Source organism: Mesorhizobium sp. WSM4312 (genome assembly GCF_002294875.1).
GTDB lineage: Bacteria > Pseudomonadota > Alphaproteobacteria > Rhizobiales > Rhizobiaceae > Mesorhizobium.
Genome location: NZ_NSFU01000010.1, coordinates 195,590 through 215,444, shown reverse-complemented (window position 1 = coordinate 215,444; position 19,855 = coordinate 195,590). Strand labels below are relative to the sequence as shown.

The 19,855-nt window shown below is 62.2% G+C and carries 17 protein-coding genes and 2 pseudogenes; 9 read left to right on the top strand and 10 right to left on the bottom strand.

Annotation, left to right across the window (positions count from 1 at the left end; all coding sequences use genetic code 11):
• The first annotated feature begins 215 nt into the window (after positions 1 to 215).
• The 8 genes from CK228_RS18805 (at position 216) to CK228_RS18770 (ending at position 8,741) form a co-directional block, all read left to right on the top strand.
• Positions 216 to 1,724 (top strand): leucyl aminopeptidase, encoded by a 1,509-nt coding sequence (locus CK228_RS18805; protein ID WP_095788803.1) that lies wholly within the window; start codon positions 216 to 218, stop codon positions 1,722 to 1,724.
• Between the two features lie 54 nt (positions 1,725 to 1,778).
• Positions 1,779 to 2,684, top strand: a complete 906-nt coding sequence (locus CK228_RS18800) for a proline iminopeptidase-family hydrolase (RefSeq protein ID WP_095788802.1) — start codon at positions 1,779 to 1,781, stop codon at positions 2,682 to 2,684.
• A gap of 18 nt (positions 2,685 to 2,702) precedes the next feature.
• A complete protein-coding gene (locus CK228_RS18795) occupies positions 2,703 to 4,364 on the top strand; it encodes an ABC transporter substrate-binding protein (protein WP_095788801.1) in 1,662 nt (553 codons plus the stop codon).
• 22 nt (positions 4,365 to 4,386) lie between these two features.
• Positions 4,387 to 5,403, top strand: a complete 1,017-nt coding sequence (locus CK228_RS18790; RefSeq protein ID WP_095788800.1) for an ABC transporter permease — start codon at positions 4,387 to 4,389, stop codon at positions 5,401 to 5,403.
• Positions 5,403 to 6,374 (top strand): ABC transporter permease, encoded by a 972-nt coding sequence (locus tag CK228_RS18785; RefSeq protein ID WP_095788799.1) that lies wholly within the window; start codon positions 5,403 to 5,405, stop codon positions 6,372 to 6,374. The genes CK228_RS18790 and CK228_RS18785 overlap by 1 nt, the downstream gene beginning before the upstream one ends.
• The gene (locus tag CK228_RS18780) at positions 6,371 to 7,330 is read left to right on the top strand and encodes an ABC transporter ATP-binding protein (RefSeq protein WP_095788798.1); all 960 of its coding nucleotides are present in this window, start codon (positions 6,371 to 6,373) and stop codon (positions 7,328 to 7,330) included. The genes CK228_RS18785 and CK228_RS18780 overlap by 4 nt, the downstream gene beginning before the upstream one ends.
• Positions 7,327 to 8,319, top strand: coding sequence for an oligopeptide/dipeptide ABC transporter ATP-binding protein (locus CK228_RS18775; protein ID WP_245438065.1), 993 nt, complete (start codon positions 7,327 to 7,329; stop codon positions 8,317 to 8,319). The genes CK228_RS18780 and CK228_RS18775 overlap by 4 nt, the downstream gene beginning before the upstream one ends.
• Before the next feature lie 119 nt (positions 8,320 to 8,438).
• Entirely contained in the window at positions 8,439 to 8,741 is a 303-nt protein-coding gene (locus CK228_RS18770; protein ID WP_095774370.1) for a DUF982 domain-containing protein, read from the top strand.
• A 96-nt stretch (positions 8,742 to 8,837) separates the two neighbouring features.
• On the opposite strand, the gene CK228_RS18765 is transcribed toward CK228_RS18770, so the two are convergent.
• From CK228_RS18765 to CK228_RS18735, 7 genes are all read right to left on the bottom strand, one after another.
• Complete coding sequence (locus CK228_RS18765; RefSeq protein ID WP_095788856.1) at positions 8,838 to 9,203, bottom strand: nuclear transport factor 2 family protein; 366 nt, start codon at positions 9,201 to 9,203, stop codon at positions 8,838 to 8,840.
• 145 nt (positions 9,204 to 9,348) lie between these two features.
• Complete coding sequence (locus CK228_RS18760) at positions 9,349 to 10,314, bottom strand: quinone oxidoreductase (RefSeq protein ID WP_095788796.1); 966 nt, start codon at positions 10,312 to 10,314, stop codon at positions 9,349 to 9,351.
• Positions 10,311 to 11,087 (bottom strand): alpha/beta hydrolase, encoded by a 777-nt coding sequence (locus CK228_RS18755; RefSeq protein ID WP_095788795.1) that lies wholly within the window; start codon positions 11,085 to 11,087, stop codon positions 10,311 to 10,313. Before CK228_RS18755 ends, CK228_RS18760 begins: the two co-directional genes overlap by 4 nt.
• Before the next feature lie 116 nt (positions 11,088 to 11,203).
• Positions 11,204 to 11,719: a cytochrome P460 family protein gene (locus CK228_RS18750; protein ID WP_095788794.1), complete on the bottom strand. Its 516-nt coding sequence runs from the start codon at positions 11,717 to 11,719 to the stop codon at positions 11,204 to 11,206.
• A gap of 19 nt (positions 11,720 to 11,738) precedes the next feature.
• On the bottom strand, positions 11,739 to 12,782 hold the full coding sequence (locus tag CK228_RS18745) for an alpha/beta hydrolase (RefSeq protein WP_095774476.1): 1,044 nt from the start codon (positions 12,780 to 12,782) through the stop codon (positions 11,739 to 11,741).
• Between the two features lie 74 nt (positions 12,783 to 12,856).
• A complete protein-coding gene (locus tag CK228_RS18740) occupies positions 12,857 to 13,273 on the bottom strand; it encodes an organic hydroperoxide resistance protein (protein WP_095788855.1) in 417 nt (138 codons plus the stop codon).
• Between the two features lie 34 nt (positions 13,274 to 13,307).
• Positions 13,308 to 14,582 carry an epoxide hydrolase gene (locus tag CK228_RS18735; protein WP_095788793.1) on the bottom strand — a complete coding sequence of 425 codons (1,275 nt, stop codon included), beginning with the start codon at positions 14,580 to 14,582 and terminating at the stop codon, positions 13,308 to 13,310.
• Between the two features lie 199 nt (positions 14,583 to 14,781).
• Here CK228_RS18735 and CK228_RS18730 point away from each other — a divergent pair, with 199 nt between their 5' ends.
• Complete coding sequence (locus CK228_RS18730) at positions 14,782 to 17,631, top strand: winged helix-turn-helix domain-containing protein (RefSeq protein WP_095788792.1); 2,850 nt, start codon at positions 14,782 to 14,784, stop codon at positions 17,629 to 17,631.
• Between the two features lie 73 nt (positions 17,632 to 17,704).
• On the opposite strand, the pseudogene CK228_RS18725 reads toward CK228_RS18730, so the two are convergent.
• The 3 genes and pseudogenes from CK228_RS18725 to CK228_RS18715 form a co-directional block, all read right to left on the bottom strand.
• A pseudogene (locus CK228_RS18725) lies at positions 17,705 to 17,852 on the bottom strand (LysR family transcriptional regulator); the annotation flags it as partial.
• Between the two features lie 5 nt (positions 17,853 to 17,857).
• Positions 17,858 to 18,120: pseudogene (locus CK228_RS18720) on the bottom strand (pyocin activator PrtN family protein).
• Positions 18,121 to 18,812: 692 nt separating this feature from the next.
• A complete protein-coding gene (locus CK228_RS18715; RefSeq protein ID WP_095788791.1) occupies positions 18,813 to 19,853 on the bottom strand; it encodes an EscU/YscU/HrcU family type III secretion system export apparatus switch protein in 1,041 nt (346 codons plus the stop codon).
• Between the last annotated feature and the right edge of the window lie 2 nt (positions 19,854 to 19,855).

Below are 19,855 nucleotides of genomic sequence, written 5' to 3'. Positions count from 1 at the left end.
ATCGACTTGGGCAAAATTGGCGTTTGATCGCCTGGCCTGTTCGGCGCTACCCAAAAGGCAAGAGCGGCTAAGTCGCCATCGGAAAACGATTTTTTGGGGCCTCCGGCACCATTCACCAACGGCAGAGACTGGCAACAGGTTTTCGCCATTGGCGGGCGAAGCGATGCACGCTGAGCCGAGGCCGGAGTCGTCAGCGAATGGGAGAATGCCAGCCTATGCCTCAATCGCCAGTGCCGGTCTTTGAAACGGCGGACGGGATTTCCGCGGAAACCGCAGTCGTCGTGATCTTGCGAACTGCCCAGGCAGGCTTTGGCCCGCGGGCAGCGGCACTGGACGCCGAGATGAGCGGGATCCTGTCGCGTGCCTGCTCCGATCCGGCCACCCTGGCCGAATCCGGCGCCTGTATCGATCTCATCGCCCCCCAGGGCCTATCGGCCCGGCGGGTGATCGTCCTGGCCCTTGGCAAGGCCGAGGCCGTAACCGCCCTGTCACTGGCGCGCGCCGGCGGTTTGCTTGCCGCGCATCTGGAAGGCAAGTGCGAGTGCGCCGCGACGCTTGTCCTCGACCCCATTGATGGCATCGACCTGCCCGCAGCCGAGATCCTGGCTCGCGTCGCGCTGGGCATGCGGCTGCGGCGCTATCGTTTCGACATGCGCAACCGGCGCCAGGGGGCGGGAGCGGACCGGACCTTGCGGGTACAGCTGGTCGGACCAAGCAGCGCGGAGCTGACCCCGGCACTGGCGCGGATCAATGCCATAGCGGACGGTGTCGAATATGCGCGCACGCTGGTCAACCTGCCGCCGAACCATCTCCATCCCGACAATTTCCACGATCATCTGGAGCCGCTGCGCGAAGCCGGCATCGATGTCGAGATACTCGATCCGGCGCGGCTGAAGGAACTCGGCATGAACGCGATCCTGGCCGTAGGCTCAGGGTCGGTGCGGCCGCCGCGCGTCGCGGTGCTGCGCTATCGCGGCAAGGGGGCTCCTTCCCAACCGATGGCTTTCGTCGGCAAGGGCGTGTGCTTTGACTCCGGCGGCATCTGCATCAAGCGCGGCGAGCAGATGTTCGACATGAAGGCCGATATGGGCGGCGCGGCTGCCGTGGTCGGCCTGCTGATCGCGCTTGCCCGGCAAGGCAGCCCTGTGCATGCCGTCGGTGTTCTCGGCATTGCCGAGAACATGCCGTCCGGCACCGCGCTCAAGCCGCGCGACATCATCACCACGGCGTCAGGACAAACGGTCGAGGTGTTCGACACGGACGCGGAAGGGCGCCTGATCCTGGCCGATTGCCTCTATTATGCCGCCTCGCGCTTCAACCCGTCGGTGATCGTCGATCTGGCGACGCTGACCTATTCGGTGATGCGCGGCCTGGGATCGGTCTTTGCCGGTCTTTTCAGCACCGACGATGCCATGGCGTCGCAGATGATCGCTGCCGGAGAAACGGTTGGCGAGCGGTTCTGGCAACTGCCGCTCGACAAGGCCTATGACGAGGGCCTGCAATCGCCCTTCGCTGACATCCGGCACCACGCCAAGGACATGGAAGACGGTGACGCGCCTTACGCGGCGGCGTTCCTGCGCCATTTCACCGAGGATCGTCCCTGGGTGCATCTCGACATCGCCGGCAAGGAAATGGCCGACGCGGATCGTCCGCTCGGCCGCGAAGGCGCGACGGCGTTCGGCGTGCAGATGCTGGAAGAGTGGGTGCAGACCAGGCTGAACTAGGCGCCTGCTGTCGGGGACGGAAACGAAATGCGTTCAAACGTGGTGGGAACCGGGATGTCGTCAGAGGTCGCTAGCAAGGAGGGACGAGCCGCGTTCGGCAGTTACGAGACCTGGTATCGTATTTCTGGCGATCTCGATGCCGACAAGGCCCCGGTGGTGGTCCTGCATGGCGGGCCGGGCGCCGCCCACAACTACGTCGATGCCTACAAGCATCTCGCCCGACGGGACCGCGCCGTCGTCCACTACGACCAGTTGGGCTGCGGCAATTCCACCTTGCTGCCGGAGAAAGGCGCCGATTTCTGGACGCCACGGCTTTTCATCGACGAGCTTGAAAACCTGATCGATCATCTCGGCATCCGCGCGGGTTTCCATGTGCTGGGTCAGAGCTGGGGCGGCATGCTGGGCGCCGAGTATGGGGTGACGCGGCCGAAAGGCCTGAAGTCGCTGACCATCGCCAACTCGCCGGCTTCCATGAGGCTTTGGGTCGAAGAGGCCAACCGGTTGCGCGCCGACCTGCCTGGGGACGTGCAGGAGACACTGACCCGGCACGAGCAGGCCGGCACGACGGAAGATCCGGCCTACCAGGCTGCGACGATGGTGTTCTACGAGCGGCATGTCTGCCGGGTCGTGCCTTTCCCACCGGAGGTGACGGAGACCTTCGACCAGGTCGTGCGCAACCCGACGGTCTATCATCTGATGAACGGGCCGAACGAGTTCCATGTCATCGGAACGCTGAAGAACTGGAGCATCGTCGATCGCCTGCAGGCTGTCGATGTTCCCACGCTGATCATCTCCGGACGCTACGACGAGGCCACGCCCGCGACCGTGCAGCCCTTCAAGGACGGCATCAAGGGATCGCGCTGGGAGATATTCGAGCATTCCAGCCACATGCCGCATGTCGAAGAGCAGGACGCGTGCATGCGGGTGGTGGGCGACTTCCTGGACGACAACGACAACTGAGAAAAGGGGAACCAAGACATGAAGAAACTGCTTTTGGCCGCATCAGCCGCGGCACTGCTGGCCGGCACGTGGCTCGCTCCGGCACAGGCTGAATATCTCAAGGAGCACCGAGGTGGCACCATCCGCCTTCTGGCCCGCTCCGCGGCGGGAACGCTCGATCCGCACATCAACTATACCGACCAGGGCTGGCAGATGTACCAGCCGATCTATGACGGCCTGGTGGCCTTCCGCAAGGCCGAGGGCATGGACGGCTTCACCATCGTCCCCGATCTGGCCGAGGCGCTGCCGCAGGTCAGCGATGACGGCAAGACCTTCACCTTCAAGCTGCGCAAGGGCATCAAGTTCTCCAACGGCCAGGATATGGGCGTCAAGGACGTCGTCGCCTCCTTCCAGCGCATCTTCAAGGTTTCCGGGCCGACTTCCGGCACCTTCTATGCCGGCATTGTCGGCGCCGACAAATGCCTGGCCGATACCAAGAACTGCACGCTGGAAGGCGGCGTCGTCGGTGATGAAGCGGCCGGTACCATCACCCTCAATCTCACCAAGCCGGACGCAGAGATCCTCTACAAGCTTGCCTTGCCGCATGCCGTGGTGCTGCCGGCGGATACGCCCGCCGAAGACATGGGCTCCAAGCCGATTCCCAGCACCGGTGCCTACATGATCTCCGCCTTCGACCCCAACAAGGGCATGACGGTGTCGCGCAACCCGAACTTCAAGCAGTGGAGCGAGGAAGCGCAACCGGACGGCTACCCGGATGTCGTCCAGTATGATTTCGGCCTCTCCGAGGAAGCGGCCGTGACGGCGATCCAGAACGGCGAAGCGGACTGGATGTTCGACGCGCTGCCGAGCGACCGCCTGGGCGAACTTGGCAGCAAGTCCATGGACCAGCTGCACATCTCGCCGCTTTCGGCATGGTGGTATGCACCCCTCAACAACCGTCTCGCGCCGTTCGACAACGAAAAGGCGCGCCAGGCCGTTGCCTATGCGATCGATCGCAACACGCTGGTCAAGCTGTTCGGCGGCAAGGTGCTGGCCTCGCCGGTCTGTCAGGTCCTGCCGCCGGATTTCCCCGGCCATGAGGACTATTGCCCCTTCACCAAGAACCCCGGTGCCAAATGGTCGGCGCCGGATCTCGACAAGGCAAAGCAACTCGTCGAGGAGTCGGGCACCAAGGGCCAGAAGGTGACCATTATCGTCGAGGACACCGCCATTTCGCGGTCGATCGGCGTCTACCTGCAGAGCGTTCTGACCACCATCGGCTATGTCGCCGACGTCAAGCCGATCTCGTCCAACATCCAGTTCACCTACATCCAGAACACCAACAACAAGGTGCAGATGTCGGTCACCCAATGGTACAAGGACTATCCTGCGGCTTCCGACTTCCTGAACATCCTGTTCAGCTGCGCCTCCTTCCGTGAGGGTTCGGATGCCTCGATCAACATCGCCGGCTTCTGCGACAAGGACATCGACGCCAAGATGCAAAGGGCGCTGGATCTCGGCGTGACCGACCAGAAGGCCGCGGACAAAATGTGGGCCGAAATCGACAAGCAGGTCACCGACAAGGCACCGGCAGTCGGCCTCTTCACGCCGAAGCGGCTTGACTTCGTCAGCAAACGGGTTGGCAATTTCAAGTTCAACCGGCAGTTCAACTGGATGATCACCCAGTCCTGGGTGCAGTAACGAACTGCGGAGGGGCACGTCCGTGTCGAACCAAGCCGTCGCCATGCCACGCAAGACGCGAGGGCCCTGGGCCGTCGCGTTTGCGAAGCTGGCAAGGGACAGGGCTGCCATGGCATCCCTGACCGTGTTCCTCCTCATCGTGCTGGCCTGCCTCAGCGCGCCTCTCTATGCGAAGTGGGCCGGCGTGGACCCCTTCGCCTCGACGCTCGACGCCGTCATCCAGATCGACGGCGCCGACGTTCCGGTGATGGAACAATCGACCGAGGGGCTGGGGCTCGGCTACACGCCGCTCGGTCCGACCTGGCGGCTCGGCAATTATTTCCTCGGCGCCGATAGCCAGGGGCGCGACGTCATGGCCCGAATGCTCTATGGCGGGCTGAGCTCGCTGCTGATCTCCGGGGCGGCCACCATCTTCACCCTGATTATCGGCACGGCGGCGGGATTGATCGCAGGCTATTTCGGCGGCATCACCGATACGGTGCTGTCGCGCCTGCTGGATGTCCTGTGGGCGTTCCCGATCTATCTGCTGGCGATTTCGCTTTCCATCGTCACCATCGCGCAAGGCATCAGGATCGGGCCGATCGATATCGAGTCCGGCAGCCTATGGTTGCCGGTCATCATCATCGGCATCGTCTATGTGCCCTATGTGGCGCGCCCGATACGCGGGCAGGTGCTGTCGCTGCGCCACAGCGAATTCGTGCTGGCCGCGATCAATCTCGGCGTGCCGGGATGGCGCATCCTGTGGCGCGATATCCTGCCCAACATCACCACCACGCTCATCGTCTTCGTACCGTTGATGATGGCGCTGAACATGCTGACGGAATCCGCACTTTCCTTCCTGTCGATCGGCGTGCAGCCGCCCGCCGCCAGCTGGGGCACCATCATCCAGGACGGACAGGCGCTGCTCTACACCAGGCCGCTGGTGGCGCTGGTGCCGGGCCTGGCCATCGCGGTGTCCGTCATGGCGCTCAATGTCTTCGGCGATGGCCTGCGCGACGCGCTCGACCCGCGCTCCAAGGTTCGGTTGGGGCGCGACTGATGATCTACGCCATCCTGCGCCGTTTCGGTCAGATGCTGTTCGTGATGTTCGGTATCTCGGTCATCGTCTTCCTGATCTTCTTCGCGACGCCGGGCGCCGACCCGGCGGCGCGCATCGCCGGGCGCAATGCAACGCCCGAAGTGCTGGACGCGGTGCGCCACAATTTCGGCTTCGACCGGCCACTCTACGTGCAATATGTGAAGATGATGGAGAAGATCTTCGTCACCGGCGACCTGACCTCCTTCGTCAATCGCGGCTGGAAGGTGGTGCCGGCGGTCATGGATTCGATCCCGGTCACGCTCTCACTGGTGTTCGGGGCGGCGATCCTTTGGGTGGTTGTCTCCATCATCATCGGCATCGTTGCCGCCGCCACCCGCGACAGCTGGCTGGACAAGCTGTTGATGGCTTTGGGCCTGCTCGGCATCTCCATGCCGGTCTACTGGCTGGGCGAGGTGATGAACCTGATCACCCAGAGCCGCTACCACGACAGCTGGGCATTCTCATGGGTCCCGCCGCTTGGCTACAAGAATTTCTCCGACGATCCCAAAGGCTGGTTCCTGACGCTGATCATACCGTGGATCACGTTGGCCATTCTCTACATAGGCATTTACGGGCGGGTGCTGCGCGCCGCCATCATCGAATCCCTGCAGGAGGACTTTATCCGCACGGCCCGGGCCAAGGGCCTGTCGGAGACGCGCATCCTGCTCCGCCACGCCTTGCGCACATCGCTCATCGCCTTCGTCACCTTGTTCGGCCTGGACTTCGGCGCGCTGGTGGGCGGCTCGGCCCTTTTGACCGAGGTGGTGTTCGGGCTGCACGGCATCGGCAAGCTCACCTATGACGCGCTGCAGAATCTCGACCTGCCGATGATCATGGCAACGGTGATGTATGCGTCCATGTTCGTGGTCATCGCCAATGCGGTCGTCGATTTCGTCTACATCCTTCTCGATCCGCGCCTGAGGACATCATGATACTGTCGGTGCGCGACCTCAAAGTATCCTTCCGCACCAATGACGGTCTGGTCCGGGCCATCGATGGTGTTTCGTTCGACCTCGATGAAAGCGAGATTCTCGGCGTCGTCGGCGAATCCGGGTCCGGCAAGACGGTGTCGCTGCTGGCGGTGATGGGCCTCATCACCGATCCCAACGCCAGCATCGAAGGCTCGATCCGCTACAAGGGCCGCGAGCTCGTCGGACTGCCCGCGCGGGAGCTTCGTCGTTTACGCGGCAACGAAATCGCGATGATCTTCCAGGATCCGATGACGGCGCTGACGCCGGTCTACACGATCGGCTGGCAGATCGCGGAACAGATCCGCGCGCACCAGAATATCAGCAAGGCCAAGGCGATCGTGCGCGTAGAAGAACTGCTGGCCGAGGTGAATTTTCCCAATCCGCACGAGGCGATGTCGCGCTACCCGCATCAGCTTTCGGGCGGCATGCGGCAGCGCGCGGTGATCGCGATGGCATTGTCCTGCAATCCGGCGCTGCTGGTGGCGGACGAGCCGACCACCGCGCTCGACGTCACGGTGCAGGCCGGCATACTCGACCTCGTGAGAAAACTGCGCGCGACGCACAAGTCGGCGGTCGTGTTCATCACGCACGATATGGGCGTGGTCTCCGAACTCGCCGACCGGGTGATGGTCATGTATGCCGGCCGCGTGGTGGAACGTGGCAGCCGCACGGATCTGTTTTCCGACCCGCGGCATCCCTATACGCGGGCGCTGCTGGGTTCGATCCCGCCGCTGACCGGCGAAAAGCCGCGCCGCCTGCCGGCCATTCCCGGTTCGCCGCCATCGCTGCTGCGATTGCCGCAGGGTTGCGCCTTCGGCCCGCGATGCCCGGTGCACTACGAGCCCTGCGTGGCCGGCAAGCCAGAGCTTGGCATCGGCACCCATGCCGCGGCGTGCTTCCGGGTGGCGCGGGCATGAGCGGACCTATGATCGACAGCCCTATCCTCGAAACGCGTTCACTCGGCAAGCGCTTCTCGATCGGCACCCGTTTCTCCGCCGACGGCAAGCGAACCGTCCATGCGGTCGACAATGTTTCGCTGATCGTGCGGCGCGGCGAGACGATCGGCCTGGTCGGCGAATCCGGCTGCGGCAAGTCGACGCTGGCGCGCTGCCTGGTGAGGCTCTACGACATATCCGACGGAGAGCTGCTGTTCGAAGGCGAGGACATCACCTCGAAATCGCTGTCCGAGTTGAGGCCGCTGCGCCGCCGCCTGCAAATGGTCTTCCAGGACCCGTCGGCCTCGCTCAACCCGCGCCGGCGCGTCGGTGATCTGGTGGCCGAGCCGCTGCGCATCCATGGCAAGCTTTCGTCGCGCGAGATCACCACACGCGTCGCGGAATTGTTTGAGCTCGTCGGCCTGCTGCCGGACCATGCCATCCGCTATCCGCACGAATTCTCCGGCGGCCAGCGCCAGCGGGTCGGCATCGCGCGGGCCATCGCGCTCAATCCCGATCTGGTCGTGCTGGATGAACCGGTCTCCGCGCTCGACGTCTCGGTGCAGGCGCAGATCGTCAACCTGCTGGCCGACCTGCAGGAGAAGCTGAATCTCACCTACATCTTCATCGCGCATGACCTGTCCGTGGTACGCCAGGTGTCGACCCGCATCGCCGTCATGTATCTCGGCTCGATCGTCGAGGAAGGGCCGGCGGAAGATGTGTTCGCGACATCAGCCCATCCCTACAGCCAGGCGCTGATCTCGGCGGTTCCAGTCGTCGAGACCATGCCCAGCGGGACGCGCAAGCGCATCATCCTCACCGGCGACGTGCCGAGCCCGCTCAAGCCGCCATCAGGCTGCCGTTTCCATCCAAGATGCCCGATCGCGGTCGAGCGATGCCGCACCGAGCGGCCGGAGCTGAGGGAGTATCGACCCGGCCGCAAAGTGGCCTGCCACTTCCCCACGGTTTAGCTGGCGACCATCGACCAAAAGATTTTTTAAAGGTTCCGCTTTCTGTATGGAACCAACCGCAAGACTGTGCGTTTCATAAGGTTCGATCGGGCGGCATCGCGATCGACCGGGAGGAAACGATGGACTACCTGCATTTCTTTGCGCCCGTGCGGATATCGCGCGGGCAGGGGTACCCTGTAGAAGAAGTGGATAGTGTCGCCGAGGCGATGGTTTTCTTGCGTAAATGGCCGACGGGACGACGTGGGCCAGTGTATCAGTGCGCGCTGAATTGCTGCGCGGCAGCTTTGGCGGGGCAGATGTCGGCGGAGGAGGCCAGGAAGGCATTCACCGGCTTTGCCCGGATCACGCGACTCCTGGACGACGACACGGCGCTGCCCGTCCCCGGCGAACCCATGGCGGGCGTGTACGCGCTGCGGCGCTAGCCGCACCCGGATTGCCGAACGCAAGGACTGCGGCCATGACGGCCGCAGTGTGTTGACGTGCCCGGGGCGACGTGGCCGGCCGGTTTCCCGGAAGGCCTAATCCCAAGCGACCGAATAGCGATCGATCACCCAAAGCCAGGAGCCGTCGGCCTGCCGCCGGGCAACCTCGCTGGTGACGTCGCCGTCGGCAAGTCGGGTCGAGGTGAGGGCAAGTTTGCCGCAAATAAGCGCCGGCCGCTGTCCTCCGACCGCAAACTTTCGTCCAGACGCAACGATCTCCGCATAGTAGTCACGAATGGCTTCATGACCGCGCAGAGAACGTCCACAGCCGCAGTCGATCACGGCATCCGCCTCGAAAAGCGCGACCATGCCATCGATGTCGCCCGCATGCTGTCTCGCTACCAGCATGGGCTCCAGCTGCTGCGGGTCGGAGGCGGGCTCTCCCGCGCTCGGATCGTTCATGGCGCGGCCTATGACGCGCTGATCGCTGGTCAGCCGCGACGAGACGTTTGCTTGTGAATGTCGGCGCGCCAACCGGCGGAGTGATCCCGGAAACTTTGCCTGTTGACGCCTCGCGAATATCGTATCGTGAGGAAGACCGGATGGCTCAGGGGATGAGCAGAAGCTTTCCCGTCGTGCCACGGCTTTCCAAATCGGCATGTGCGCATGCTGCTTCGGCGAGCGGGTAAACGCCGCCGATCCGGATCTTCAGGTCGCCGCTGGCGATCCAGTCGAATAGTTGTCCGGTGCGGGCGCGAAGCAGTGCCGGCGTGTGGATATGATCGAAGAACCTTGCGTAGCCGATCTTGATGCTTTTCGGCAGGCTCATGATGTCGAGCGGTCCGGGACCGCCCAGCACCGGGCCGTACCAGCAGAAGGTGCCGGAGCGGCGCAAGGAGTCGAGCGAAGCCTGAAAGGTCTTCGGACCGGAACCGTCGTAGACGACGTGCACGCCTTCACCGGACAGGCGAACGACTTCCTCGGCGAATCGCCCCTCGGTGTCCACGATCACATGGTCTGCTCCGGCCTCTCTTGCCACGGCGGTTTTGTTTGCGGACGAGACGCGGCCGATCACGTGCCCGCCCCTCAGCTTTATGATCTGGGTGAGCAGCAATCCGACGCCGCCCGCCGCCGCATGGACCAGCGCCACGTCGCCGGGTTGAACGGGATAGAAGTCGGTGGCGAAGTGGCTGGCAGTCAGCCCCTGCATCATCACGGACGCCGCCGTACGATCATCGATCCCGTCCGGAATCGGCACGAGCGCGTCCGCCGGTACCATCGCTCGATCTGTGTAGCTTCCAGGCGCGTACACCCAGGCAACCCGTTGTCCGGGCCGGAAATGCTCGACTCCATCGCCCACGGCGAGTACCCGCCCGGCACCCTCTACGCCCAGAACCTTGGGATTGGGCGTTTCCGTCCAGGCCATGCCCTGGCGGACGCCGATGTCCATGAAGTTCACGCCCGCCGCGGCGACCTCGACCAGAACTTGTGCGCTCGCGGGAGCAGTTTCGGGGCGCTCGACGATTTCGAGCGCATCAGGTCCCCCGGTGCGGTTCATGACGACGGCTTTCATCGCGATATCTCCCTGGCGGCATTCTCGATCAGCCGCGCTACGGGCCCAGGATTCGACACCATCACCACATGCGAAGCACCCTTAATCGCGATCGTTTCGCGGGCGTGAGCCCGTTCAGCCATGTAGGCAGATGCTCGCGGCGGGATGTTCTTGTCCGCGTCGCCGTAGATGAACCAGCTTGGAATGCTCTTCCAAGCAGCCTTGGCCTGAGCTTCGTTGAGGGCGGCTTCCGCGATCGGCCGCTGCGTTGCGGCCATCAGTCTGGCTTGCGCTTCGGGAACGTCGGCGGCAAACTGATCGTGGAACTTGTCCTGCTGAATGTAGAGATCCTTTCCACCGCCTGACAGCGCGACAGGAGGAGCAAGTGTCGGACCCAGCGTGCTGCCTGGAAACTTTCCGGCAAGTTGCGCAGCGGTTTCACCCGCCTCCGGCGCAAATGCGGCTACATAGACCAGCGCCTTCACATTGGCATGACCATCGGCAGCGTCGCTGATCACCGACCCGCCATAGGAATGGCCGACGAGAACGACCGGGCTTTTTATCGAGGAAAGCACGCCGGCGACATAGTTTCCGTCGCTTCTGACGCCTCGTAGCGGATTGGCTGCCGCCACGACGGAAAAGCCGTCCTTTTCAAGAATCTCAACGACACCGTTCCAACTCGAAGAGTCGGCGAAGGCGCCGTGAACCAGGACGATGGTGGGTTTGTCGGGCTGCGCTTGTGCGTTACCGAACGTGGCCGCGATAATTGCGAGGCCTGCGAGCAAGATTTTCATTGGAACATCCTTTCGTTGTGGGGTGCGGTCTTCACCGCGTCGAGCGCAGGGGAGGGGCTGGGATGCCGCAAACTCGCCCTCGTGTTCGCCCTGCGTTTCTCTGCGTGGGAACCGAGTTACGGCGCGTAGCGGGTAAAGACGTAGTCGTGTCCCTGGACACGCGCCTCGTGGCAGGCGAAGCATGTGTCGTGCTGCGCTTCGTCGACTGGCTTGCCATTAATGAACCGCGCGAAACCCCAGCCGCCGCTCGACGCGTATTTCTTCGAATCCTTGACCATGACCTGCACCGTTGTGGCGGCGCCAGGAACCGAAGCGGGTTCGAACTCGGCCGACTGCATGCGCTTCCAAGCGAGCTTGACCAGCACGCTACCGTCCGGGAACGGCAGCGTGCTATTTCGATAGGCATCCATTGCGACTGTATTTCCCACGACAGCGCGAAGCTCGTTCAGCGGGTCGCCTTCCAGGGCTGGCGCGATGAGCTCCCACCTGCGGTAACCGTCCGGGATCGTCACGCCATAGATCGGCGAGGCTTCCGTGTTGTTCTGAGCTCGAACGATGTCGATCTCCACGCAGCCGATAGCGAGAGCGATCGACACGGTGATGACGGCTGCAATTACAAGATTGCGTCTCATGCGCTCGCTCCGTCCGCACTCAGAACTTGTCGACGTCGATGACGGCCTTTGCGAACGCCTCGGGCGCTTCCTGCGGCAGGTCGTGCCCGATGCCGCCAGTGATCAGCCGATGCTCGTATTTGCCAGAGAATTTCTTCGCATAGGCCGTGGGAACGGGATGTGGGGCGCCGTTCGCGTCGCCCTCGAGCGTGACCGTTGGCACATTGATCACCGGGCCTTTGGCGAGCTTTTCCTCTAGCTCGTCATAGCGGCGCTCGCCTTCTGCAAGGCCGAGCCGCCAACGGTAGTTGTGGATAACGATATCGACGTGGTCGGGATTCCGGAACGCGGCGGCGCTTCTGGCGAAAGTCGCGTCGTCGAAGTTCCAGTGCGGCGAGGCGAGTTTCCAGATCAGCCTGGCGAAGTCATCCGTGTATTTCGCATAGCCGGCGCGGCCGCGGTCTGTCGAGAAGTAGAATTGATACCACCATTGCAGTTCGGCCTGCGGCGGCAACGGCGCCTTGTTGGCCGCCTGGCTGCCGATCAGATAGCCGCTGACTGACACCATGGCCTTGCAGCGCTCGGGCCAGAGCGCGGCAAGGATATTTGCCGTCCGTGCGCCCCAGTCGTAGCCGGCGACGATCGCCTTTTCGACGCCCAGGGCATCCATCAGGTCGATGATATCGACCGCCAGCGCGGCCTGCTGCCCGTTGCGAAGCGTGGCATCCGACAGGAACCGCGTCGTGCCGTGGCCGCGCAGATAAGGGATGATTACCCGATAGCCGGCTCCCGCAAGCAGTGGCGCGACATCGACATAACTGTGGATGTCGTATGGCCAGCCATGCAGCAGTATGACGGGAGGCCCATCCGCTGGGCCATCCTCGGCATATCCAACGTTCAGCAGACCAGCATCGATCTGCTTTAGCGCCGCGAACGCGGTGCGCGATCCTGTTGCGCTGACCACAGCGGTCTGCTCTCCGTCCTGAGCATTCGAGCTTCGGACCGCCCCTAGCTGAGCTAGGGCGACGGTAGCCGCAGCGATGCCGAACAGGCGCCGGCGGTGATGGTCTATGACTTCCGGAATCTTGATTGCGTTCATGGGAGTATTGCCTTTGCTTACGGGGCAGTCGCGGCAGCGCGATTGCCAAGACCGAGGGACTAGATCAGGTTGATTTCGACTTCGATGTTGCCACGCGTGGCCTTTGAATAGGGACATGACTGATGCGCTGCATCGACGACCGCCCTGGCGTCATTGGGATCCATCCCTGGCAGGCTCACATTGAGCCGGGCGCTGAGAAAGAAGGCGCCGTCGTTGCTGTTGAGATCGACCTCCGCATCGATCGCAAGATCCGCAGGCAACACGATGTTCATCTTGCGCGCGGCGATCGCCATCGCGCCTTCGAAGCATGCCGACCAACCTGCAGCAAAAAGCTGCTCGGGATTGGTGCCGCCGCCCGCACCGCCAGGCGTCGAGAGCCTGATGTCCAAGCGGCCGTCGGAGCTGCGTGAAGCACCGTCCCGACCTCCTGTGGTACGCACTTTCCCCGTGTAGAGTCGTTTCGCTTGAGTCGTCATGGTATGCATTCCCGTTATGAAATCGGATGTTCGATCAGCGCAATGATCTGAAGGCCGCGCGGACTTCCTCCGTGAAGAGCAGGGGCTGCTCCCATGCCGCAAAGTGGCCTCCATTGTCGGCTTCGTGGAAGTAGATAAGGTTGTGGTAGCAGCGCTCGGCCCAGCTTCGCGGCGCGCAGTAGATTTCGCCTGGAAACACCGTCACGGCGACGGGGAGATCGGCAATGTCCACGGCATTGAAATTGTTGGAGTGGTCTTCCCAGTAGATCTGCGCCGCCGACGCTCCGGATTCAGTGAGCCAGTAGAGCGAGATGTCATCGAGCATCTCGTCCTTGCTCAGAACCCGCTCCGGCTCCCCGCCGCTGTAGGTCCACTGCGCGAGCTTCTCGTAGATCCATGCGGCTAGGCCGACCGGCGAATCCACTAGGGAGTAGCCGATGGTCTGCGGCCGTGTGACCATCATGGCGGCATAGCCGGAACTGTCCTTGTAGAAGGTGTCGAGCGCATCGAACGCCGCGCTTTCCTTCTCGGTCAGATCACTTGGCGCTGGTCCGCCGGCAGTGAGGATCGCCGCGATCTCTTTCGGAACGGTACCTGGCATGTTGACGTGTATGCCAATGAGCCCAGGCACGTTCTGCTGCGCCATGCGATGAGAGATGACCGAACCGCAGTCGCCGCCCTGTGAGACATAGCGGTCGTAACCCAGCCGCCCCATCAGCACGCCCCAGGCACGGCCGATATGGTCTGAGCCCCAGCCGGTCTCCGTCGGCTTCCCGGAAAAGCCGAAGCCGGGGATTGACGGTACCACGAGATGGAAGGCGTCTCCGGCAGCACCGCCATGAGCGGTGGGATCTGTCAGGGGACCGATGACCTTCATGAATTCCAGGATCGAACCGGGCCAACCATGCGTCATGATCATCGGCATAGCATTCTCATGGCGGGACCGGACGTGGATGAAGTGGATGGCAACGCCATCGATTTCGGTGACGAACATAGGCAGAGCGTTGAGCTTCGCTTCGACCTTCCGCCAGTTGTAATCGGTCATCCAATAGCGAAGGAGATTCTGGAGCTTTGCGAGTTGCACGCCCTGCGACTGATCCGTGACGGTTTCCCGCAGGGGCCAGCGCGTCGTTGCCAGACGTCGACGAAGATCGACGATTGCCTCTTCCGGAATGTCGGCGCGAAAGGGATGGACGGCTTCGATGTCGGCACTCGCGCGCGCCCTCGCGGGAAGCAGGCTCAAGGCGCCTGCCACCGCTGATGCGGCAAGCAGGCTTCGCCGCGTGAGCGATGACGATGATGCGGGCATGGTCGTTCTCCTTGGGTCCGTCGGCAGAGAGGTTCTTGCTGTTTTCGACACATAGAAGGAGATCGCCCGAAGCGCCCGTTATGCATTATGATGCAACGTTAGCGCTCGTCGGCGAATGCAGGCTTGCAGCGAAGCCCCCACTTTTGTTCTTCTCATAGGTGAGTGGTCGCCTGCATGAGCAGGCCGCCAAGGGAGTGTCATGATAGGACCTGCAAGCGACACGATATCATTTGGTCCCTTTACGCTTGCCGTCCGCGAACGGCTGCTCTTGCGGCAAGGCACCACCGTCGATCTGGGCGGGCGCGCGTTCGATATCCTGGCTACTTTGGCTGCCCGCTCCAACGAGGTGATCAGCAAGAAGGATTTATTGGCGAACGTCTGGCCCGACGTGACCGTCGAGGAGGGTAGTCTGCGGTTTCACATGGCTAATCTCAGAAAGGCGTTGGGCGATGGCAAGGACGGCGCGCGCTACATCGCTACCTTGAAGGGCCGGGGCTATTGCTTCGTGGCGCCGGTCTCGCGATCGGGTGGTCGCGACGATGCGCGAAGCGAGGCCGCCGCCAGCTACCCGCAGGCCAACCTCCCGAGCCGACTAGCCCGCATGGTTGGGCGAACCGACGAAACGGCCGCGCTTTCCGCGGAGCTGGCGGCCGCGCGCTTCGTCACGATCGTCGGCACGGGTGGGGTCGGCAAGACCACCGTTGCGGTGGCGACCGGGCATCACGTGGTCGATGCGTTCTCGGGCGCCGTGCATTTCGTCGATCTTGGGGCGCTGAATGATCCCAACCTGGTTGCGCCGACTGTAGCCTCGATGCTGGGGCTGTCGCTTCAGTCTGACGACGCCACGTCCGCTCTCATTACATACCTGGCTGACAAGAGAATCCTCCTGATCCTGGACACCTGCGAGCATGTCATAGTCGCGGCGGCGGACCTGGCCGCCCGTATCTTCGCTTCCGCGCCGCAGGCCCACATCCTGGCGACGAGCCGGGAGGCTCTCCAGGTCGAAGGCGAGCATGTCTATAAGCTCGCGCCGCTTGCTTACCCGCCAGACGATCTGGAACCCACCGCGGCAGTCGCGCAAGCGTTCCCTGCGACCGAGCTGTTCTTGGAGCGCGCAGCAGCGAGCGGTGCTCGTCTTGACCTCGACGATTCGGAAGCAGGGGTCGTGGCGCACATCTGCCGGAAGCTTGATGGCGTACCGCTTGCCATCGAACTGGCAGCAGGACGGGTTGCGAGCTACGGCCTGCAGAAGACCGCAATGCTTCTCGACGAACGCCTGGCCCTCGTGTGGCCGGGGCAGCGCAGCGCACCGCCGCGCCAGAAGACACTTCAGGCCACTTTGGACTGGAGCTTCGGACTTCTGTCCGAATTCGAGCGCCTGGTGCTTCGCCGGCTTGCCGTTTTCGTTGGTCATTTTTCGATCGATGCCGCGCTGACAATAGTAACAAGCCCGACCGTGGACGATACGCTCGTATTCAGCGCCATCGACAGCCTCGTGGCGAAGTCGATGGTCGCGGCGAGGCCAGCCGGTGCAACGATGCGCTACCGGCTGCTCGATACGACGCGGGCTTATGCCCTTCAGTTCGAGGTCCAGGATGCGGAACTCACGGAACTGGTCGCCCGGCACGCGACCTACTGTCTGCGATGGCTGGAGGATACGGGGAATGAGTGGCCTACGTTGTCGAGCGCGTCGCAACGATCACAGCACCTCGCCGGCCTTGCCAATGTGCGTGGTGCTCTGGATCGGTGTTTCGGATCCAACGGGGATGCCAGGCTCGGCATTCGTCTTGCCGCCGCCGCTGCTCCGCTTTTCCTATCGATGTCCTTGCTCACCGAGTGCCATCGCTGGACCTCCCTCGCAATTTTCGCTCTCCACGACTCCATGCGCAGCGGACGCGAGGAGATGCACCTTCAGGCGGCCCTCGGGATCTCCCTGATGTTCACGCACGGGGGAAGGGATGCAGCACGCGTGGCGCTGAACAGAAGCTTCTCCATTGCCGAGCAGCGCGGCGATGCGCTGGATCAGATTCAGGTTCTCGGGCCACTGCAGATGTTCCATTTGCGTACGGGAGATTTCAAGACCGCGCTCCGCTACGCGGAGCGTTGCGCCGTTATTGCCGGCGCGCTGGAAGACTCCGTCTCCACGACATTGGCGCATTCGTTGATGGGAATATCGCTTCACCTCAAAGGAGAACTAGGCCGCGCACAGACCTCGCTTGCGGCAGCATTGCGATACGGGCCGAATTCCGGCCGGACCACGACCAACTATCTCGGTTTCGACGGAAGAATCCTCGCCGGCGCGATCCTGGCAAGAACGCTTTGGCTGCAAGGCCATCCGGATCGGGCGGTGGAACGTGCGCTGCTGACGATCAAGGACGCCGAGATCCTGAACCATCCGCTGACGCTTTCGATCGCTCTTGTTTGGGCCGTTTCCGTGTTCATTTGGGTCGGCGATCTCGACCGCGCGGACGAGCATATAGACCGTCTCTTCTTGCGTGCGGAACCCCACTCGCTCGGACCGTATCTGGCGCTAGGACGAGGCTTCAAGGGAGAACTGGCCATTCGTCGAGGCGATGCGGAGAAGGGAATCGAGAGCCTGCAACGCAGTCTCGCGGAGCTCCACGCAGCGCCCTACGAACTGCTCACCACTCCGCTCAACGTCGCCCTCGTTCAAGGCCTTGCCGCCACGGGCCGGCTCGCGGAGGCCCTCCCACTGCTCGACGACACGATTCTGTCGGTCGAGGCAAACGGAGATCTCTGCTATATGCCGGAGTTGCTGCGCGTGAAGGGCTGCCTTGTTTTGGCGTCAGTGCAGTCTGGCACCGACGAGGCTGAAACCTGCTTCACGCGGTCACTCGAAATGAGCCAGGGTTGGGGCGCATGGGGATGGGAGCTGCGCGCCGCGATCGACCTGGCTACCCTTCTGATCGATCGCAGACAACACGAAACCGCCCGGGCGCATCTCCAGCCGCGGTTCGAGCGCTTCGTTGAGGGTTTGGATACTGCTGATCTGAAGTCAGCTGCACGTCTGCTCGCGACGCAGAGTTAATCTGGCTGCGCTACAATCGGAGCGAGAGCGCTCCGGAGGTCACATAGCCATACGTGATGCAATCGGCGAGTCAAGCGATGCCGAGTCCTGCCGCCGCGGCAGCGGCAAGCGCCGTAGCGTTATCGGCCTTGAACCTGCCCTGCGGCTGAATCGCAACGATCTTGTCGCCATCCATGAACTGCCAGGCTTCCGCCCTGCATGAGTACCTGATAGGTGACGAGTGCACTCAGTTCCAACCGCTCATCTCCCTCTGGGCCGCCTGTCTGCGCTTATCAAGGTAGTCTGCCAAATCCTGCAAATGGACACCCTTGGCAAATTTCTGACTTGTTTCTATTCGCATGAGCGGCAGGGCGATGTCGCCTGAACTGAGCTTGCGGAGAAATTTCGGGAGCGTCAGGTGGCAAAGAAATCGCGCCGAACCTCATCGAGCGGAATTATAGCCTTACCGTTGTATTGCGCCATGAACAGAAAAGCGGTGTTGAGTGACATTGGTGGTTACGCTTTGAAAAATAGAATGAAACGAGCCACATATCATAGAGGCCGGCAATGTCAGTCTGCCCAACCTAAATGCAGTTTAAATAATGCTGATAAATGATTGACAAGTATATGAAATTTGCCATTGCGCCTATGATGGACTGGACATATAGATAAATGAAATCAGATGTTCACGGGGCAGTGTGTGCAAAAATCGCACACGAAAGTTCTGCTTCTCTTCTTTTTTCGTTCCCACGACGGAGCCGCCGGTAGCCCTTTTCTGACGTTCTTCTGCCGACGATATTGATCGCTCCAACGCGAATGTTCGCCGGGATATCCGTGAACATCATTGTCCGCCCCGGCGTTCACTTGGCCTGGGATTCCTGGAAGCTTTTCGAACTTTCTGGGTCGCGCCTCAGCACGAATTGCGGGTACTCATGGACAAAGCGGGACACTAAATTCGGTTTTTTGGGGCGAGTTTGGCCGGCATCGACTTCCTGGCGCGTTTGCCCTCCTGATGATGCGCGTCAACAGGAGTCCAAATGTGAGTGGCAGCTTTGCGCCTCAGGCACGAATCCGCTTCGCGGGAGTGCCGCCTAATATCGATGAGGTCGATGATCGAGTCGATAAAAGGCCGCGTGGATCGAGCGCTGCCGGTAGTCAGGTCAAGACTGAGTCGACGTTGAGTTTTGCAGGCGAACCCCGCCTCAAGTGAGGCCATGCCGAACGAGATGGCGAACAACCGGCGGAAACATCTGCTGGCCGATATATGATCCCATGTTCGTGTTCTCGAAGAGTGCTTCGGCAAGGGCGTTGTCCTCGACCGCCGGAATACCGGCCTGGCGCGCTTGAGCTGTTATCTCGTTAGCAACGCGCCCCAGACCCTTGGCGACAACCGTCGGCACCGGCGTTTCGCCCCTGATGTAACGCAACGCCACGGCCCGGTCGCCGGATACGAAGACGATAACCGCATTTTTCACGCCCAGCTTCGCCGGCCGTATCACCGCTTCGCGCCGCTGCCGCTGCTGTTCATGGCGTATCAAGGGGTCGCCTTCGAGATCCTTGTGTTCACGCTTATACTCGGTTGTTGTCATGCGCATGTCGCGAAGAAACAGCCAGCGTTGAATAGGGACGTCGATCACGCCGATGACGACGAAAGCCAGGCCGGCGGCGATTCCCAGCGGCGTCAGGACTGCTTGGATCACCGGCCCCAGGCATGACGGACCGCAACCCGGCGCATCGAATAGCGGCTGCAGCCATATGATCAGCACAAAGACGAAGAGGCATGCCAGTAGCACCAGTTTGATCAGGCCCTTGGCAAACTCGATGACGTTGCGGAGCGACAGGATCTTCTGCAGGCCCTTGGCTGGATTTATGTGGTCGAACTGCGGTTTGAGCGGCTCGAACGAGAGGACTGGCCCGAACGTCCCCAGCATGCCGAAGACCGCGGTGAGAACGACAACGATGCCGACCAACGGCAGAGTGGCAAGTATCAGCAGCGAGAAGAATTGATGGATGGCGCGCAGGCTGACATCCCCGAACGAACCGCCGGTCACGGTCACGGTCTGCACCAGTTCCGAAAGGTGCCTGAAGAGCATCGGCCAGGAAAAATAGAGATATGCGAGCGCTGCGAAGAAAGTGAAGCCGGAGATAAGGTCGCGGCTCTGCGGAACCTGGCCTTTGCGGCGCGCGTCGCGCAGCTTCTTGTCGGATGCCGGTAGTTTCTTTTCCTCAGCTTCTTCGGCCATGT